Origin of the sequence: Bacillus cereus group sp. BfR-BA-01356, assembly GCF_022663635.1 — a bacterium.
In the GTDB taxonomy this organism is placed as follows: Bacteria; Bacillota; Bacilli; order Bacillales; family Bacillaceae_G; genus Bacillus_A; species Bacillus_A cereus.
The window spans coordinates 60,360-77,611 of sequence record NZ_JAKUFX010000002.1; the positions used below are offsets into that span (position 1 = coordinate 60,360).

Here is a 17,252-nt window from a genome sequence, read left to right on the forward strand (position 1 = left end):
AGAGACAAGTAAACTATCTTTTAAGGGGGATATATATGAAAAAAGTAGGAACTGCATTTTTAACAACTTTATTTATATTTTCATCGTTTACATCGGCAAATGCTGAAGAAAAGAAGGATAATAAAGCATTTATAGATGTATCTGCTGCAACGTTATGGACAGCACCTGATTCATTAAGACCAATCGATACACCGAGTGCAACAAATCCAGTGGATCTATGGAAATGGACGAAATCAATGACACTTGACGAGAAACTATGGTTAACAAATGCAAATAAATTAGAAACACAAGCTTTACTCGGTCAAGAAGTAACTGTTATTGATAAGAAAGGCGAATGGGTGAAGGTATTAGTGCATGGACAGCCAACACCACGAAATGAAGAAGGTTATCCGGGCTGGATGCCTGAAAAACAATTAACATATAATCAAGAATTTGCAGATAAAACAAATGAACCTTTTGTCTTAATAACCAAACCAACAGCGATTTTATATATAAATCCTTCTGAAAAACATAAATCACTTGAAGTCAGTTATAATACAAGACTGCCGCTATTAAGTGAAGACACAATTTCATACCGTGTATTGTTGCCAAATGGTCAGAAAGCATGGCTACGAAAAAATGATGGAACAGTTTACCGATCTCAAACTGATATTCCAACTCCGGCGGCCGATGATTTAATTAACACAGGGAAAATGTTTTTAGGCTTACCGTATATATGGGCTGGTACAAGTGGTTTTGGATTTGATTGCTCTGGCTTCACACATACGATCTATAAATCGCACGGCATTACAATTCCGCGAGATTCTGGACCGCAATCAAGAGCAGGGGTTGCAGTTGATAAAGAAAATCTACAAAAAGGAGATTTAATTTTCTTTGCACATGATCAAGGGAAAGGTAGTGTCCATCACGTTGCAATGTATATTGGTGATGGCAATATGATTCACTCACCAAGAGCTGAAAGGTCGGTAGAGATTATACCACTAAATACACCAGGATATATAGAAGAATACGCTGGTGCTCGTCGTTACTTACCTTAAAAATAGAAGGGGGTTTTTAAATGAAAAAAGTTGTTCGTTACTCATTAGTTAGTACTCTATTAGTTTCTTCATTTTTAGTTGGTTGCGCAAAAGAAAAAACTGCAACAAAGCCGAAAGATGAGAAGAAAGTATTACAGTTACTAGAAACAGGTGAAATTCCGTCGTTAAATTCAGGGAAAGTAACAGATGCAGTCTCGTTTAACGTTTTGAATAACGTAATGGAAGGACTATTTCGTCTATCGAAAAATGATGAAGTAATTGAAGCCGGCGCACAAAAATATGAAGTGAGTAAAGATGGAAAAACATATACATTCCAATTACGTGATGCGAAATGGTCTAACGGAGAGCCAGTAACCGCTCATGATTACGTATACGCTTGGAAGCAATTGGTAAATCCAGATACTGCTTCTCAATATGCATACATTGCGTACGATGTAAAAAATGCTGAGAAAATAAATAAAAAACAACTAGGTCTAGATGAATTAGGAGTAAAAGCGAAGGATGATAAAACATTCGTCGTAGAGCTAGAACATCCTGTACCGTATTTTACGAAATTATTAATTTTACCATCCTTCTATCCAATTAACGAAAAATATGCGAAAGAGCAAGGTGATAAATATGGATTAGAAGCAAATAAAGCGGTATATAATGGACCGTTTACATTATCAGAGTGGAAGCATGAAGCTAGCTTTACAATGAAGAAAAACGATAAGTATTGGGATAAAAAAGAAGTGAAGTTAGATGAAGTAAACTATCAAATTGTAAAAGAAATTTCAACTGCGGTAAATTTATATGAAACAGATAAAGTTGATAGAGCTGTTATTTCTACAGAATTCGTAGATAAATATAAAAATAATAAAGAGTTAAAACAATATACAGATCCAGTTATGTACTTCTTCCGATTTAATGAAAATGTACCGATTCTTAAAAATAAAAATGCACGTCTTGCGCTAAGTACAGTTTTTGATAAGAAGGGACTCGCAGATTCATTTTTAAATGATGGATCGGTTGCAGCAAACTATTACGTACCAAAAGGATTTTTAAAGGGCCCAGATAAGAAAGATTTTAGAAGTACGGCTGGTGAGTTTAATAAGACAAATGTAAAACAGGCGAAGGAATATTGGGAGAAAGCAAAACAAGAGACAGGTACAAATGAAGTGACGTTAGAACTATTAAATTATGACTTGGAAAACTTTAAAAAAGTTGGAGAGTACATTAAAGAGCAGCTTGAGAAAAACTTACCAGGATTAAAAGTGAATGTGAAATTACAACCACATACGCAAAAATTAGCACTTGAGAAGAAGAAAGAATATGAAATGTCGTTATCACGCTGGTTACCAGATTATCCAGATCCAATGACTTACTTAGAAGTATTCCTTTCTGGAAGTAGCGTCAATAATACAGAATATGCAAACCCAGAATATGATGCGTTAATTAAGAAGATTAAAACAGAATTAGGTAATGATGAAAAGGCTCGCTGGAAAGCAATGCAAGATGCTGAAAAAATGCTACTGGATGATGCGGTAATTGCTCCAGTATTCCAGCGCGGATTATCTTACTTACAAAAACCCTATGTGAAAGATTTATATGTACATCAATTTGGTCCAGCTACAAGTTTAAAATGGGCAGATGTACAAAAATAAAGTGATGGAGAAACAGACTTCATGTATGTGATAGTCTGTTTTTCTCATTTAAAGTTAGAAAAATAGTTCATGGTATAATTTATTAGTCTGTAAACAGTATTTGGAGGGGAAATGATGTCTATGTTTGAAGAAGAGAAAGTAATTTATACAAAAAGATTATTTATGAGGAAACCAATTGTAGAAGATATTAATCAGTTTTATAACATATTAAAAAAAGATACTGTTGGCAAATGGTTGGCTAAATCAAGAGGAATGTCGAAGGAAGAAACAAATGATTATATTGGGCAACTTATCTTACATTGGGAACAGTATGACTTCGGGGTATGGTTGTTATTTAATAGTAAAACAGGAAAGCTTTTAGGACATTGTGGTTTAAGAACGGTAGAGGAAACAGGTGAAATAGAAATTATGTATCTCCTTGACCCAGAACATTGGAGGAATGGGTATGCATTAGAAGCAGCAGAGGCTTCCATTAAATATGCAATAGAGACTTTGAATGTAACAAGAATAATTGCTAGAGTTAAAGTAGCAAATGAGAGCTCGAAAAAACTTTTACGAAAGCTCGGGTTTATATATACTCATGAAGTTAATCATAGCGGGCGTTTATTATCATATTTTGAACTTCATACATCATCCGAAGAATTCTAGACATTTCATATGTTTTTTTATTGTTAAAAAATAAAATTATTAATGAAATTCCAGTGTGAAATTTATGTAGAATCTTGTATAATTAACGTGTTTCTATGGAAATATTTTCTTGTGCTATTTATATAGGACTTAATAGACCAAGTAAGGAAATACATACATGTATATAATAGATAAATAGAATGGAACATGTATAGAGAAAAAGGAGAGAAAAGATGACGTGTCAAAAACAAGGGTTACAATTTAATAACGATAGAAAGAGGGACAGAAGATGAAAATGAAGCATGCTTTTGGTCCTATAATTTTAGCGTGTGTGCTTTTTTTCATTATCATTCTAATCCCATCGAAAAGTTTAGTATCGCTTATTAGTGATAAGAAGGTAGAAGATGCGGCAACTTCTTTACAAAAAGAGAAATTACAAAGTGTTTTCTTACAGCAAAAAATGTTAGAGAATTCACAGTATTTACCGATGTACGGTTCATCAGAATTTTTACGAATGGATGCATATCATCCGTCTAATTATTTCAAAGTAAACCCAGCTGGTTTTACACCGTTTTTAATTGGAACTGGTGGTACACAAAGTTTAGCTCATATTTTAAATATGACATCTACTATGGATGAATTAGAAGGTAAAAAAGTAGTCTTTGTTCTTTCACCACAATGGTTTACAAAGACTGGTGTATCACAAGGGGATTTCACTAATAATTTCTCCAAACAACAAGCATATCATTTTATTTTTAATGATGAGATAAATCCAGAAATGAAGAAGCAAATCGCGAAACGGCTATTAGATTATAAAGTTGTTCAAGAAGATGATATATTAAAAAATTCATTAGAAGGTATTGTATATAATGATTCGAAACATAACATAAAAGCAGGGTTAGTTAAACCACTTGCTTATATGCATCGAAATATTTTAGATCATAGAGATTTATTTAACTCTTTATTTAAAATCGAACCGATGAAAGAGAAAACAAATATCGGACTTCGTTCAATTTCTTGGGAAGACGCACGTAAACACGCAGAACAAGAAGGGAAAGCTGAATCTACTACAAATACATTCGGAATTGAAAATCCGTATTATCATAAGAATAATCTGAAGAAAAAACTAAAAGGTTTAAAAAACTTTAGAGCAAATGAAACATATGATGAATCACCAGAATACGGTGATTTACAAATTATTTTAGAGTTATTTAAAGAGAAAAATGTCAAACCACTCTTTATTTCTGTACCTGTAAATGGGCCTTGGTATGATTATACTGGCTTCCCGAAAGAACGCCGTGAAGTGTATTATAAAAAAGTTCGAGAACAGGTTGAGAAAGCAGGATATCCAGTAATTGATTTCTCTGGTCATGAATATGATAAGTATTTCTTAAAAGATACGATTCATTTGGGCTGGAAAGGTTGGATTTATTTTGATGAAGCAGTGCAGAAATTTTATTCTGAGAAATAAAGTATAGAAATCGGAATGGCTATGAGCCGTTCCGATTTTTTTAGTATAGAGGATTTTGGTGAGGACAATTTGGGAATGCATGTATATCTTGAATCTGTCTATAATCATAATGTTTCATTGCAAACTGAGCTTGATAAAGGTATTCATACACATATAATTGACCATCATGCGCTGAACATAATACACCAGAAGTTCCTTGTCCAGTTATGAAGGAAATGCCGATAGGGCGTCCGATTAAGTACGGTATTTTTTGCTGCCAATGCATAGGGGAACCACTCCTTTTTGAGATAATATACGAAAGAAATGATTAAATGGTTGCTTATCCATGTAAATGTAGATGGAAAGATGTTATATAATTCCTGAAGATTAATTCATATATAAATAAAAAACCGCTATAATTCCGAATGAATTTATAGCGGTTTTTATTATATTCTTAAGCGAGATTTTTACGCTTTTTTGTCCATTTTTTTATAACGAAGTATAAAAGTATAAGTACGACGCCACCAATTGCGAATGATTTCACATACGGACCAGCAATATCATTTATATTCTCCCAATTTTCACCTAGTTTTTCACCTAAATAAATGAAAATAATAGACCAAGGGATAATCGCAAGTGCTGTTAATGTAGTGAAACGTAGTAATGGCATTTTTGTAATACCAGCAGGAATTGAAATTGCATGACGCACTACTGGAATGAAGCGTGCTGTAAAAATGACGCCAGTTCCGTAACGATTAAACCAATCTTCTGCAGCATCTATTTGTTTTTTATGTATGAAAATATATTTTCCGTAACGTTCTAATATAGGGCGTCCGCCGTATCGTCCAAGCCAATAAATAAAGATTTGGGCAATAACACCGCCAATTGTACCGAATACAACAGCGCCTATAAATGAGATACTTCCATTGAATACTAAGTATCCTGCATAAGCAAGGACAATTTCACTTGGGATAATTTCAATCATAAGTCCAAGCATAATGCCCCAATAACCTAATCCTTCAAAAAACGTTAATACTGAATGAATAAAACTACTTAACATTGTTGCACCTTCTAGTTTATGAATTTTTGAGTATAAGAACCTTTTATTTAATGACGTAAAAGGTTCACTATATGTAGATTATACCTTATTTACATAGGGGATTGCTATTTCAATTCTTTTATGTCTCTCATAATTATTATAGTAAAAGATATAAGCCGCGTTTTCATGAAGGGTTAATGAAAAGATTATTAAAAATTTCTCATAAAAAAATAGAAGCATTTCTGCTCCTATTTTTTAAGGCTTCACATCTAAGTTCTGTAAAAATAAAGTTGCTGTTACGTAACGCTTTGCTAACATTTGTACATATGCGGTATGTACAGAAAGGGTCGCAATAATAATAGCGTTACGAATTGCTTCGCGTTGTTCGTTATTAATTTGATCGAACTTGCTTGCGATTTTATCAGCTTTTTCTTTTACGATGTTTTCAATTGTATGAACGGTATCTGTTGCATTTAATTGTAAGCAATTCCCTTGATTGAGTTCTTCAAATAGAGAAGAGTATGCTACATATAAATGAACAGGATTGATTAAATCATCACTTCGATCGGCTGGGTCATTTACAATAAGGCGTAATAGCTTACGAATGGATTCAAAATCAAGTGCTGTTTTTAAATCTTCGACAATAAATAGTAAGGCTGCTTGTTCAATTGAATATTTTTTCCCTTTTTGAGGAGAGCCAATCATTTCTTTTATATCTCGTTTCACCCAGTTTTGCATAGCAGTTACAGAGAAACTTGTGTTTTCAATCTGATTGCCAAGCGCAACTATTTCATTTAAAGAAAAACCGACATCAGTATCGTCAATTTTAATCAGCTTTTCAAAAATAGGTGAAAGTGCGGTAGTAATAAAAGCTGTAACGCTTTGTCCGCTTTCAATATCTTTTTTATGTGACTTTGCCCAAGCTTCTTGTAAAATACCGAGAGGCTTTTTCGTATTCCATCCTCTTAGTGATAGAAGAAGGGTAGCCATTTCGTTTCGTGTGAGATGAAATGTTTCCATCTTTTCACCTCCAAAATAATAAAAAGTTCTTATGAACTTATAATATGTTTTGTTTCATTTAAAGTCAATTCTGTTTTGCTTAATTTTTCCTTTGTGACCAAACTGTTGAAAGTAAATAATACTTGCATATTTCAACAAAAGTTCATATAATAAGTTCATAAGAACCTTTAAAATGTTCTTAAAAACAAATCTATCATTCTGAATTTACTAGAAAGATAGATTTCACATATATCTATATAAAAGGAGAATGGATATAATATGTTGAAAAAACTTGTAGCAGTAATGACAGCATTCATGGTTATCTTTGGGGCTAGCAGCTTTATGTTCGTAGATCATGCAGCAGCGAAAAGTTACAAATCTGGTAAAAAATCATTTACACCAAGTTCAGGTCAAAAGTCAAAAGTTGATTTAAACAAAAAAGACTCAAATGTAAATTCTCAAAAAACGACTCCAGATTCAAAAACGAAAGCAACAAACACGGCACCAAAAAGTAATAAAGGAAGCTTTATGAAAGGTTTATTACTAGGTGGTCTTGGTGGTTTACTAATGGGTAGCTTATTTGCAAATATGGGAGCTCTTGGTTCTGTATTAGCGTTTATGGTAAATATGTTAGTAATGGCTGGTATCGTAATGTTAGCAGTTCGTGCATTTAAATACTTCAAAGACCAACGTAAGAAGAAAGCAGATGAAGTAGCATGGAAACAATAAAAATTTCTGAACAAGAGCTTATAAATGCGCTTTGCGTATATATAGCTGAAAAAAGACAAGTGGGTCCAGAAGAAGTGTTAGTTGAACTCATGTATGATGACGACTACGGTTTCTCTGCGGAAGTAGAGGTAAATGGTCGCCAGCAAATTTTAATTCAAGCAAACTTAATCGAAGCTTTACGCTTATTGCTTGACAGAGAATATAATGTCAATCCATTCGCAGCGAGATTACAACTTGAATTAGATGATGAAGAAGGCATTTACGCATTAGCGAAATTTAATAACTCAGATGACTAGAAAAAAGAGCTGTTGAGAATAATCTCAACAGCTCTTTTTAGTATGTGCATATGTAGAAGAATAATCACGCCAAATTTCATTCATTTTTCGTCTACCGATATCTACCATAGGATTAAACTGAATTGCAGCTTTTTGACGAACAGAGTGAACGTTTTGAATGGCGTGAGATAATTGTTGGTCGACTATATCAGGTTTTTTACTTGCATATTTAGCAATAGATAGACCTGCAACTGTTCCTTGCGTCATCGCAATTTTTCCGCTTTCAATGCCTGTAATATTGCCGGCTACAAATAAACCGGGAAGAGGGGTTTCCATTGCTTCAGAATGGAGAGGAACGTGTCCACCTAATTCTGAAATGTAATGGAAGGGACAACCAGCTACAGCTGCAAGTTCGGCAAGTGGGTATAATCCCCCGGCAATACATACAAAATCTGCTTCGTATATTTTCTCTGTTCCATTAATAACATTTCCTTTAGAGTCAATATTAGCAATACGTACACCTTCAACTTGATCTGTTCCGATAATTTCAAGAGCTGCTTTCCGAAGGTGAAGTGGCGTTCCGTTTATTTTCATTCCGTTGTTTGGATAGAATGTTAATCCAGCTTTTCGAATCCAATCAAATTTCATAAAGTGGCTACCTATTCGCAAGAAAGCAGAAGGAGCGAGGTGAGCTGCATTTAAAAGAGAGTTTAAAACTTCTTCAGGTTCACCAGCTTTTTGACTTAACTCGCTTTTCTCAGGGAGTACAATATGATCCACTGTAATTCCCGCTAATTGTAATTCACTTAAAATGGCGAAAGACAAAATGTTAGCACCAATAATAATTCCTTTTTTTCCAACTTGCACGCGATGAACATTTGTCATAACTTGAGCTGCTCCAATTGACATCACTCCTGGAAGTGTCCAGCCAGGAAGGGGAATAGAATATTCCGCAGCTCCAGTAGCAAGTAGTACGAAAGGTGCTTCTAACGTACCGATATTAGTATGTACAAACCAATTGTTTTCATCTCTATCTAAATTATAGACCGAAACACCGCACCTGATATGTACTGAAAGTGATTCTGCTTCTTCATGAAGTCGCTTCGATTCTTCTATTCCGTTCCACCATTCTCCAGTAGGCTCTTGATGCAACTGTCCTAACAATCTCCCGCCCGGCTTCATAAATTCATCAATAACGAGCACTTTTAGTCCGAAACGAGCACAAGAGATAGAAGCAGATAATCCCGCTGGCCCTGCACCTATAATAATTACATCACTCATCGCTTTTTCACCATCTCTCTCACGATATTCGGATGCTGTTTCCCGCTTTCAACAACCATGTTTTCTTCTACAACAGTTAAGCATGCGCGTACATTTGTTTGATTATTTACTGTCACGCGGCATTCGGAACAGTGCCCGATATTACAATAAATACCTCGCGGTGTTCCGCTATCTTCATGAACTCTTAATGTCCTTATTTCATTTGCTAACAGGGCAGCAGCTATCGTTTCATGTTCATATGCTTCGTATTGATGACCGTTAAATTGAAAGGTAATACGCTCACTACTTTGTAAAGTACCTAAAATAGGGTGATGTGTAATTCTACTCATTTACTTTCACCTACTGATCCAAAAGTAACTGCACGTATTGGTGGTTGATATTTTAACGGTAGTTCATTAAGAGTTACGTCAGGATTCACATTTTCAATCATTCGATCTATCATTATTCTGCATGTGCGACCACCGCAAAATCCCATGCCAGCACGTGTTCTTAATTTTAATTCTCTTGCCGAGCAGTTATATTCAGCAATTGTCGATTGAAGTTGCCCATATGTAACCTCTTCACAACGACAAACGATTAAGTTGTTTTTATTTGTCATGTGTATTCCTCCTCTAGTTCGATTTTCACAAATTATACATGCAAAAATCATGCCAATATAGAGGAGGGAGAGAGGGCTACCTGTAAACGCCTGATCGGTGCATACTGATTCTTTATTGAAGTCCAAGTTTCTTTAAACGGTTATATAAAGTAGCCCTTGTTACACCAAGTTGTTTTGCGCATTCTAATTTATTCCCATTTAAAATTCGTAAAGCCCTTTCAATAACTTTTTTCTCATGCTCATCCATCTCTTCTTGTAAAGAAAGGATTGTATTATTGTTGCTGAGTAATAGGGAATGAGCTGTATGGTTGTCTAAAGTTTCAGTCGTATGAAATGGTAAATATTCTTGTTTTATAATTCCGTCTGTTGCGAATACCACAAGCCGTTCAACAACGTTTCGAAGTTCGCGAATATTACCTGGCCAATTGTAATGAAGCAGTTCATGCATAATGCTTGAAGGTAGGTCACGAATTGGTCTGTTGTAGTTGATTGAAAAATCGTTTAAGAAAGAATAGGTTAATTCAATAATATCCTCGCGTCTTTCGCGCAGCGGTGGAATCTGCAAACTAACTACATTTAAGCGGTAATATAAATCTTCTCGGAAAGTTCCTTTTCTCATTTCTTCTTGTAAATCACGATTTGTAGCAGCGATAATACGGAAATCAATATTAATTTCTTTTTCACCACCAACTCGGTAATACTTTCGCTCTTGCAGTACACGTAACAGTTTTACTTGCATATCAAGTGGCATTTCACCTATTTCATCAAGAAATAAAGTACCGCCTTGCGCGAGTTCAATTTTACCTTTTTTTCCTTTACTATTTGCTCCAGAAAACGCCCCACGCTCGTAACCGAATAATTCACTTTCAAATAACGCTTCTGGAATTGCCCCGCAGTTAATCGAAATGAAAGGCGCCTTCGCTGCCTCACTTGCTTCATGAATTGCTTTCGCAAATACTTCTTTTCCAACTCCGCTTTCCCCAAGTATTAAAACAGTTGATTTTACCGAACAAACTTTTCTAGCTAATTGTATCGTTCTTTGTATAACAGGACTTTTCCCATTCATCGCAAGGAATGGATCGGATTCATCTTTATACTTTGCCACTTCTTGTTCTAAACGGTGCATTTCATGTGACATATTAAATAGTTTTTCATTTAAAGCGACTTGATTTGTAACATCTGTTTCTGAAACGACTGCTCCTATAATTTCATCATTACAATAAACTGGATTTGAATTAATTAATACGAATAAATCGGGACGAGGCTGATGGAACTGAGCGACTATGCTTTTTCCATCATGTAAAGATTGTAAAATTTCCAAGTCTTTATAATCAAAAAAATGAGTAATCGGTTGCCCAATAATTTCATTATGGTTGACTGAAAATATTTTTTCAGCACCATCTGTCCAAGTTCGAACGCATTCTTTACTATCAATGACTGTAACAGAAGAGTCAGTTGTTTGTATTACGGTGTCATAAAATGACTGTAGTTCATTGTAGGACTTATAAAGAAATGGAATCATTTGCTGAGAAGTTATACAGCATATCGGCTCATCGTTTTCGTTAAGGATGATAACAGCTAATTCATAAGAAAAAGCGTCAATTAGTGCAGTGAATGAGTCATCTACATAAATAATGGCGCAATTATATTCATCTGTAGTAGAAGGGAGATAATAAAACCTTTCGTTTACTTGCTTAATGTGATTAAGGCTACATGTATGATCGATTAAAACACGTTCCAAAAACTCTTGTATAGTCGGAAATGAAAATGCCATAATGCCCTCCTGTTATGTATAAAAATTTTGACAGTGATAAAAAAATAATACACCTATTTACTGTAAATTTAAATTATTTTTACAAATAAAAATATTGTTTATGGAAATTGTATATATGAAAAATTGGCACGTCAATTGCATAAAAGAAAGTGAGAGGTTTAGGGAAAGGAGGAGTATATTGTGAGGCACTGCGACGTTTTAATTATAGGTGGTGGAATAATAGGGTGTTCTATCGCTTATTACACTTCAAAATACGGAAGAGACGTAACAATCATTGAAAAAGGGGAATTTGTCAGCGGGACGTCTTCACGGTGTGATGGGAATATTTTGGCCATTGATAAAGACCCAGGATTTGATAGTCAAATGTCTTTAGTAAGTCAAAAATTAGTAACTGATTTAAGTGAAGAATTAGAGCATTCATTTGAATATAGGGCACCAGGAAGTATTCTCGTATGTGAGTCAGACGAAGAGATGGAAGCTGCGCAGCAATGGGTAAATCGGCAAAAAGAAGCTGGATTACCGTTTCGAATGCTTGATAGGCAAGATATAAGGGAAGAGTCGCCTTTTTTTGCTGAGGATTTATTAGGCGGTTTAGAATGTGCGACGGATTCAACTGTGAATCCATATCTCCTTGCTTTCTCGCTTCTGTCAGAGGCACAAAAGTTTGGCGCAAAAGCTTTTAAGCAGACGGAAGTAAAGAGTATGGAAATAGAGACGGATGGTTCATTTGTTGTAGAAACTACGAATGGAACTTTTACAGCACAACAAGTTGTAAATGCAGCCGGTGTGTGGGCTCCTAAGATTGGTCAGATGTTAAATATAAATATACCAATTGAACCGAGAAAAGGGCATATTATTGTAGCTTCAAGGCAACAACACGTAGGATGCCGTAAAGTAATGGAATTCGGTTATTTAATTTCTAAATTTGGCGGAAAACGAAAAGTAGATGCTTTAACTGAAAAATACGGGGTTGCGCTCGTATTTGAGCCTACTGAAAGTCAAAATTTCTTAATTGGTAGTAGTCGTGAATTTGTAGGATTTCATACGAGGATAAATAATGAAGTCATTAAATGTATCGCAAATAGAGCAATTCGCTTTTATCCGAAAATGGCAGATATGATGGTAATTCGTTCTTACGCTGGTTTACGTCCGTGGACAGAAGATCATTTACCGATTATTTCACGAGTGGAACATATTCCGAATTATTTCATTGCCGCTGGACATGAAGGTGATGGGATTAGTCTTGCAGCAGTTACTGGAAAAGTAATTGAAGAGTTATTAAATGAAAAAGAGACAATTATTCCTATTGAACCACTTCGTTTGAGTCGTTTTACAGAAAGGGTGTTAAACAGATGAGGTCACAAAGAGTCTTTACGACGATTGATACACACACAGGTGGGAATCCAACGAGGACATTAATTAGTGGACTTCCAAAGTTGATTGGAGAGACGATGGCAGAGAAGATGTTACATATGAAAAAGGAGTATGATTGGATTCGAAAATTGTTAATGAATGAACCGCGTGGTCATGATGTAATGTCAGGAGCATTATTAACAGACCCGTGTCATCCTGAGGCTGATATAGGTGTTATATACATAGAGACAGGTGGATATTTACCGATGTGTGGTCACGATACAATCGGTGTATGTACAGCGTTAGTTGAATCAGGTTTAATTCCGGTAGTTGAACCGATTACTTCTTTAAAACTAGATACACCGGCTGGCTTAGTGGAAGTAGATATTGCTGTTCAAGATGGAAAAGCAAAAGAAGTATCTTTCTGTAACATACCAGCTTTTTTATTGAAAAATATTACTGTACAAGTGAAAGACATTGGGACTATAGAGGCTGATATTGCGTATGGAGGGAATTTTTATGCCATTATTGATGCGAAGTCAGTAGGCCTAGAATTAATACCAGAAAATGCATCTACAATCATCGATAAGGCGATTCATATAAGAAACACAATTAATGAGAAGTTTGAAATCATTCATCCAGAGTATTCGTTTATTAGAGGATTAACACATGTTGAATTTTATACAGATGCTACTCATGAATGTGCGCATGTGAAAAATACAGTTGTTGTACCACCAGGCGGAATAGATCGATCCCCATGCGGTACAGGAACATCTGCGAAGCTAGCTGTATTATACGCTCAGAAAGAAATCAAAATTGGTGAAGAGTTCATTCATGAGAGTATCGTTGGTTCTTTATTTAAAGGATATGTCGTGAATACGACACATGTTGAAAATATTGAAGCTGTCATAACGAAAATTACGGGATCAGCTAGGCTTATGGGTATGCATAAATTTTTTTACAATGAAATGGATCCACTCAAAGAAGGATTTTTGCTAATTCCGCCGATGGAACATGAAACGGAGGATATAAAATGAACATTCAAAAAATGTATACAGCAGTAGACGTACATGTAAATGGCGAGGCATTTCGTGTAATGAAAGACGTACCGTGCAAATACTACTACAGTTTGGAGCAATTAAATGAACAATTTTCAGGTGAATTAGCAGAAGAGATGAAGCTTTTATTAAATGAACCACGTGGTTTTATCGGTTTGAATGGGTGTATTGTCGTTCCATCTATCCATAATGAAGTGGATGCAGCTGTATTATTTTTTAATCATGAAGGTTCGATTCCGCTTCATTATGGGGGCATTGTTGCGGTAATAACGATGTTACTCGAAAGTGGGTATTTAAAAAAGAGAGAGTCCAATCAATACAAAATTGAAACGTTATCTGGAATATTTTTAGTTCATGCGTATGTAGAGAATGATGAAGTTATATCTGTTTCGTTTGAAAGCAAACTTTGCTATTTGATTGAGGAAAATTTACAGGTTGGTAATGTAAGTTATTCTCTCATACAAGCAGATAAAGTATATGCAGTTGTAGAAAAAGGTGCGTATTCGCCAGAAATTCGTGTTGAAAACATTTCAGAATTGAAAAGATGGGGAGAAGCTACACTGCAGGCTATACAAAAACAGTCGCTAATAAAAAGGCTTATTTTAGTAGATCCTTCGCAAAAAGAAAAGAACCATATAAAGTCGATTACATTTCATGAAGATAACTTTATCGTACGTTCGCCAGGTTTTGTTTCTACTATCGTTTCCTATGTTCATGCATTATTTAAAAATGATTATATGGCGGATAAACCTTTTAAAAATGAAAGTATATTTAATAGTTTTATAACTGTGGAAAAAGTGAAGAAGGAGGAACTAGGATACATTTTCCGTTTTGAAAGTAGAGGATTTATTACAGGGATGCAGACGTTTCTATTAGACCCTACGGATCCGTTTCCGGCAGGATTCTTATTAAAATAAAATGTGATAGGGAGAGATAAATATGCAAAAAATTAAAGGGGCATTTCCAGTATTAATAACACCGATGGATGAATTTCAGGAAATTAATTGGGATGGGGTAAAACAAAATGTAAATTACTTTATCGAACAAAAGGTTGCAGGTATTATCATTAATGGAAGTACAGGAGAGTTTGTAAGTTTATCAAAAGAAGAACGATTTAAAATGGTAGAAACTGTGTTGAAAGAAATTGATGGCCGTATTCCAGTCATTGTTGGAACTGCAGCAGAGACCACAAAAGAAACAATTGAATATACGAAACATGCAGAAGCGCACGGAGCGGATTGTGCATTAATTATAAACTCTTACTATTGTAAACCGAAGGAAGAGGAGATTTATTTTCATTTTAAAGAAATCTCAAACTCTGTAAATATACCAATTATGCTATACAATAACCCATTTACTTCTGGTGTCGATATGAGTACAGAGCTAATGCTCCGTATTGGAAAAGAGTGTGAAAATGTTACACATATTAAAGAATCTAGCGGAGATATTCGAAAAGCAAGAGATTTAGTAAGACAAAGTGAAGGGGCTTTCCAAGTCTTCTGTGGTTCTGAAGATTTAGTTATGGAATCATATTTAGTTGGTGCCTCGGGATGGGTTTCAGTAGCAGGAAATATCGTTCCCGGTCTCGTTACAAAAATGTATGAGCATTTTCAAAATGGTGAATTAGAAAAGGCGTGGGAAATAAACGATGCTATTTTACCACTTTGCGAGTTTCTTGAAGGATCAGGGAAATATGTTCAAATCGTTAAACGTTCTATGGAATTACATGGGCAAGCCGGAGGACCTTCTCGCTATCCAAGACTAGGGTTAACTGCTGACGAAGATCAAAAGCTTCAAATGATTTTATCAAATATTGCAGCTCATGCAGCTGTTTAAATAAGGAGGAGAACATAATGTTAAAGACAAATATTGAGCTGAAACCAAAAGTGGAAGCGTTCTTAAATGAAGAAATTAAAATGTTTATTAATGGCGAATTTGTTTCTGCTATTGGCGGAAAGACGTTTGAAACGTATAATCCGGCTACAGAAGATGTTCTAGCTGTCGTATGTGAAGCGCAAGAAGAGGATATTGATGCTGCAGTAAAAGCGGCAAGATCTGCATTTGAATCTGGTCCGTGGGCAGAAATGACTACTGCTGAAAGAGCGCATCTTATTTATAAATTAGCAGATTTAATTGAAGAACATAGAGAAGAATTAGCGCAACTAGAAGCTTTAGATAATGGAAAGCCATATCAAGTAGCACTTGATGATGATATTTCAGCGACTGTAGAAAATTATCGTTATTACGCAGGATGGGCTACAAAAATTATTGGGCAAACCATACCAATTTCAAAAGATTACTTAAATTACACGAGACATGAACCTGTGGGTGTTGTAGGTCAGATTATTCCGTGGAATTTTCCGCTCGTTATGTCTTCTTGGAAAATGGGAGCTGCACTGGCGACAGGTTGTACGATCGTATTAAAGCCAGCAGAGCAAACGCCTTTATCTTTACTGTATACAGCGAAACTCTTTAAAGAGGCTGGATTTCCAAACGGTGTTGTAAACTTTGTACCAGGATTTGGTCCTGAAGCAGGGACGGCAATTGTAAATCACCATGACATTGATAAAGTTGCTTTTACAGGATCTACTGTTACTGGAAAGTATATTATGCGTCAGTCTGCAGAAATGATTAAGCATGTAACGTTAGAGCTTGGCGGAAAATCACCAAATATCATTTTAGAAGATGCGGACTTGGAAGAAGCAATTAATGGTGCATTCCAAGGTATTATGTATAATCACGGTCAAAATTGTAGCGCAGGATCACGTGTGTTTGTTCATCGTAAACATTATGAAACTGTAGTAGATGCACTTGTGAAAATGGCGAACAACGTAAAACTTGGAGCAGGTATGGATAAAGAAACGGAAATGGGTCCACTCGTATCTAAGAAACAACAAGAGCGTGTGTTACATTACATTGAGCAAGGGAAGAAAGAAGGTGCTACAGTTGCGGCTGGTGGTGAACGTGCGCTTGAAAAAGGTTATTTCGTTAAGCCAACTGTATTCACAGACGTTACAGACGATATGACAATCGTTAAGGAAGAAATATTTGGACCAGTTGTTGTTGTACTTCCATTTGATTCGACAGAAGAAGTAATTGAACGAGCGAACAACTCATCCTATGGCCTTGCTGCGGGTGTATGGACGCAAAATATCAAAACGGGTCATCAAGTGGCAAATAAATTAAAAGCAGGAACAGTATGGATTAATGATTATAACTTAGAAAATGCAGCTGCACCATTTGGTGGATACAAACAATCTGGTATTGGCCGCGAATTAGGTTCATATGCGCTTGACAATTATACAGAAGTGAAAAGTGTTTGGGTAAATATAAAGTAATAGGGCGTTTTACTGACAAAAATTGAGGGATGAAATAATGAAAGATGCGGA

Annotated in this window: 18 protein-coding genes; 11 read left to right on the forward strand and 7 right to left on the reverse strand. The window is 35.4% G+C overall.

All coding sequences use genetic code 11. The annotated features are described in order from the left end of the window. The first annotated feature begins 35 nt into the window (after positions 1-35). From MR168_RS01455 to dltD, 4 genes are all read left to right on the forward strand, one after another. Positions 36-1,037: a C40 family peptidase gene (locus MR168_RS01455; protein ID WP_006921880.1), complete on the forward strand. Its 1,002-nt coding sequence runs from the start codon at positions 36-38 to the stop codon at positions 1,035-1,037. A gap of 20 nt (positions 1,038-1,057) precedes the next feature. After that, complete coding sequence (locus MR168_RS01460; protein WP_000758260.1) at positions 1,058-2,680, forward strand: peptide ABC transporter substrate-binding protein; 1,623 nt, start codon at positions 1,058-1,060, stop codon at positions 2,678-2,680. 114 nt (positions 2,681-2,794) lie between these two features. Next, positions 2,795-3,328, forward strand: coding sequence for a GNAT family N-acetyltransferase (locus MR168_RS01465; RefSeq protein ID WP_000061618.1), 534 nt, complete (start codon positions 2,795-2,797; stop codon positions 3,326-3,328). Between the two features lie 268 nt (positions 3,329-3,596). Continuing rightward, entirely contained in the window at positions 3,597-4,778 is a 1,182-nt protein-coding gene (gene dltD / locus MR168_RS01470; protein ID WP_000782297.1) for a D-alanyl-lipoteichoic acid biosynthesis protein DltD, read from the forward strand. Between the two features lie 40 nt (positions 4,779-4,818). On the opposite strand, the gene MR168_RS01475 is transcribed toward dltD, so the two are convergent. From MR168_RS01475 to MR168_RS01485, 3 genes are all read right to left on the reverse strand, one after another. After that, the gene (locus MR168_RS01475) at positions 4,819-5,043 is read right to left on the reverse strand and encodes a hypothetical protein (RefSeq protein WP_000558695.1); all 225 of its coding nucleotides are present in this window, start codon (positions 5,041-5,043) and stop codon (positions 4,819-4,821) included. Between the two features lie 168 nt (positions 5,044-5,211). Beyond that, on the reverse strand, positions 5,212-5,817 hold the full coding sequence (uptA, locus tag MR168_RS01480; protein WP_000952913.1) for an undecaprenyl phosphate transporter UptA: 606 nt from the start codon (positions 5,815-5,817) through the stop codon (positions 5,212-5,214). Positions 5,818-6,051: 234 nt separating this feature from the next. Next, positions 6,052-6,816 (reverse strand): DUF1836 domain-containing protein, encoded by a 765-nt coding sequence (locus MR168_RS01485; protein WP_000447231.1) that lies wholly within the window; start codon positions 6,814-6,816, stop codon positions 6,052-6,054. 258 nt (positions 6,817-7,074) lie between these two features. Between MR168_RS01485 and MR168_RS01490 the strand changes: the two genes are divergently transcribed. After that, positions 7,075-7,524 carry a hypothetical protein gene (locus MR168_RS01490; protein WP_000914478.1) on the forward strand — a complete coding sequence of 150 codons (450 nt, stop codon included), beginning with the start codon at positions 7,075-7,077 and terminating at the stop codon, positions 7,522-7,524. Then, positions 7,512-7,820, forward strand: coding sequence for a YxcD family protein (locus MR168_RS01495; RefSeq protein ID WP_000447758.1), 309 nt, complete (start codon positions 7,512-7,514; stop codon positions 7,818-7,820). The genes MR168_RS01490 and MR168_RS01495 overlap by 13 nt, the downstream gene beginning before the upstream one ends. A 24-nt stretch (positions 7,821-7,844) precedes the next feature. Here the strand turns inward: MR168_RS01495 and MR168_RS01500 are convergent, their stop codons facing one another. The 4 genes from MR168_RS01500 to MR168_RS01515 form a co-directional block, all read right to left on the reverse strand. After that, the gene (locus tag MR168_RS01500) at positions 7,845-9,080 is read right to left on the reverse strand and encodes an NAD(P)/FAD-dependent oxidoreductase (RefSeq protein WP_001286091.1); all 1,236 of its coding nucleotides are present in this window, start codon (positions 9,078-9,080) and stop codon (positions 7,845-7,847) included. Continuing rightward, on the reverse strand, positions 9,077-9,409 hold the full coding sequence (locus tag MR168_RS01505) for a (2Fe-2S)-binding protein (protein ID WP_000087063.1): 333 nt from the start codon (positions 9,407-9,409) through the stop codon (positions 9,077-9,079). Before MR168_RS01505 ends, MR168_RS01500 begins: the two co-directional genes overlap by 4 nt. Continuing rightward, positions 9,406-9,678: a (2Fe-2S)-binding protein gene (locus MR168_RS01510; protein ID WP_000182620.1), complete on the reverse strand. Its 273-nt coding sequence runs from the start codon at positions 9,676-9,678 to the stop codon at positions 9,406-9,408. Before MR168_RS01510 ends, MR168_RS01505 begins: the two co-directional genes overlap by 4 nt. 112 nt (positions 9,679-9,790) lie before the next feature. Continuing rightward, entirely contained in the window at positions 9,791-11,452 is a 1,662-nt protein-coding gene (locus tag MR168_RS01515) for a sigma-54 interaction domain-containing protein (protein WP_000885731.1), read from the reverse strand. 180 nt (positions 11,453-11,632) lie between these two features. On the opposite strand from MR168_RS01515, the gene MR168_RS01520 reads away from it, so the two are divergent. From MR168_RS01520 to MR168_RS01540, 5 genes are read left to right on the forward strand one after another with little or no spacing between them, the layout of a single operon-like run. Next, entirely contained in the window at positions 11,633-12,808 is a 1,176-nt protein-coding gene (locus MR168_RS01520) for an NAD(P)/FAD-dependent oxidoreductase (protein WP_001215265.1), read from the forward strand. After that, entirely contained in the window at positions 12,805-13,842 is a 1,038-nt protein-coding gene (locus tag MR168_RS01525; RefSeq protein WP_242291173.1) for a proline racemase family protein, read from the forward strand. Before MR168_RS01520 ends, MR168_RS01525 begins: the two co-directional genes overlap by 4 nt. Further along, on the forward strand, positions 13,839-14,780 hold the full coding sequence (locus MR168_RS01530) for a proline racemase family protein (RefSeq protein WP_001025560.1): 942 nt from the start codon (positions 13,839-13,841) through the stop codon (positions 14,778-14,780). The genes MR168_RS01525 and MR168_RS01530 overlap by 4 nt, the downstream gene beginning before the upstream one ends. 22 nt (positions 14,781-14,802) lie before the next feature. Continuing rightward, positions 14,803-15,699 carry a 4-hydroxy-tetrahydrodipicolinate synthase gene (gene dapA, locus MR168_RS01535; RefSeq protein WP_001169448.1) on the forward strand — a complete coding sequence of 299 codons (897 nt, stop codon included), beginning with the start codon at positions 14,803-14,805 and terminating at the stop codon, positions 15,697-15,699. A gap of 17 nt (positions 15,700-15,716) precedes the next feature. Next, positions 15,717-17,201, forward strand: coding sequence for an aldehyde dehydrogenase family protein (locus tag MR168_RS01540; RefSeq protein ID WP_000920975.1), 1,485 nt, complete (start codon positions 15,717-15,719; stop codon positions 17,199-17,201). Positions 17,202-17,252 lie beyond the last annotated feature (51 nt).

Coding starts and splice junctions, on each gene's coding strand:
- MR168_RS01455 (WP_006921880.1), top strand. CDS start 36: ATGAAAAAAGTAGGAACTGCATTTTTAACAACTTTATTTATATTTTCA.
- MR168_RS01460 (WP_000758260.1), top strand. CDS start 1,058: ATGAAAAAAGTTGTTCGTTACTCATTAGTTAGTACTCTATTAGTTTCT.
- MR168_RS01465 (WP_000061618.1), top strand. CDS start 2,795: ATGTCTATGTTTGAAGAAGAGAAAGTAATTTATACAAAAAGATTATTT.
- dltD (WP_000782297.1), top strand. CDS start 3,597: ATGAAAATGAAGCATGCTTTTGGTCCTATAATTTTAGCGTGTGTGCTT.
- MR168_RS01475 (WP_000558695.1), bottom strand. CDS start 5,043: ATGCATTGGCAGCAAAAAATACCGTACTTAATCGGACGCCCTATCGGC.
- uptA (WP_000952913.1), bottom strand. CDS start 5,817: ATGTTAAGTAGTTTTATTCATTCAGTATTAACGTTTTTTGAAGGATTA.
- MR168_RS01485 (WP_000447231.1), bottom strand. CDS start 6,816: ATGGAAACATTTCATCTCACACGAAACGAAATGGCTACCCTTCTTCTA.
- MR168_RS01490 (WP_000914478.1), top strand. CDS start 7,075: ATGTTGAAAAAACTTGTAGCAGTAATGACAGCATTCATGGTTATCTTT.
- MR168_RS01495 (WP_000447758.1), top strand. CDS start 7,512: ATGGAAACAATAAAAATTTCTGAACAAGAGCTTATAAATGCGCTTTGC.
- MR168_RS01500 (WP_001286091.1), bottom strand. CDS start 9,080: ATGAGTGATGTAATTATTATAGGTGCAGGGCCAGCGGGATTATCTGCT.
- MR168_RS01505 (WP_000087063.1), bottom strand. CDS start 9,409: ATGAGTAGAATTACACATCACCCTATTTTAGGTACTTTACAAAGTAGT.
- MR168_RS01510 (WP_000182620.1), bottom strand. CDS start 9,678: ATGACAAATAAAAACAACTTAATCGTTTGTCGTTGTGAAGAGGTTACA.
- MR168_RS01515 (WP_000885731.1), bottom strand. CDS start 11,452: ATGGCATTTTCATTTCCGACTATACAAGAGTTTTTGGAACGTGTTTTA.
- MR168_RS01525 (WP_242291173.1), top strand. CDS start 12,805: ATGAGGTCACAAAGAGTCTTTACGACGATTGATACACACACAGGTGGG.
- MR168_RS01530 (WP_001025560.1), top strand. CDS start 13,839: ATGAACATTCAAAAAATGTATACAGCAGTAGACGTACATGTAAATGGC.
- dapA (WP_001169448.1), top strand. CDS start 14,803: ATGCAAAAAATTAAAGGGGCATTTCCAGTATTAATAACACCGATGGAT.
- MR168_RS01540 (WP_000920975.1), top strand. CDS start 15,717: ATGTTAAAGACAAATATTGAGCTGAAACCAAAAGTGGAAGCGTTCTTA.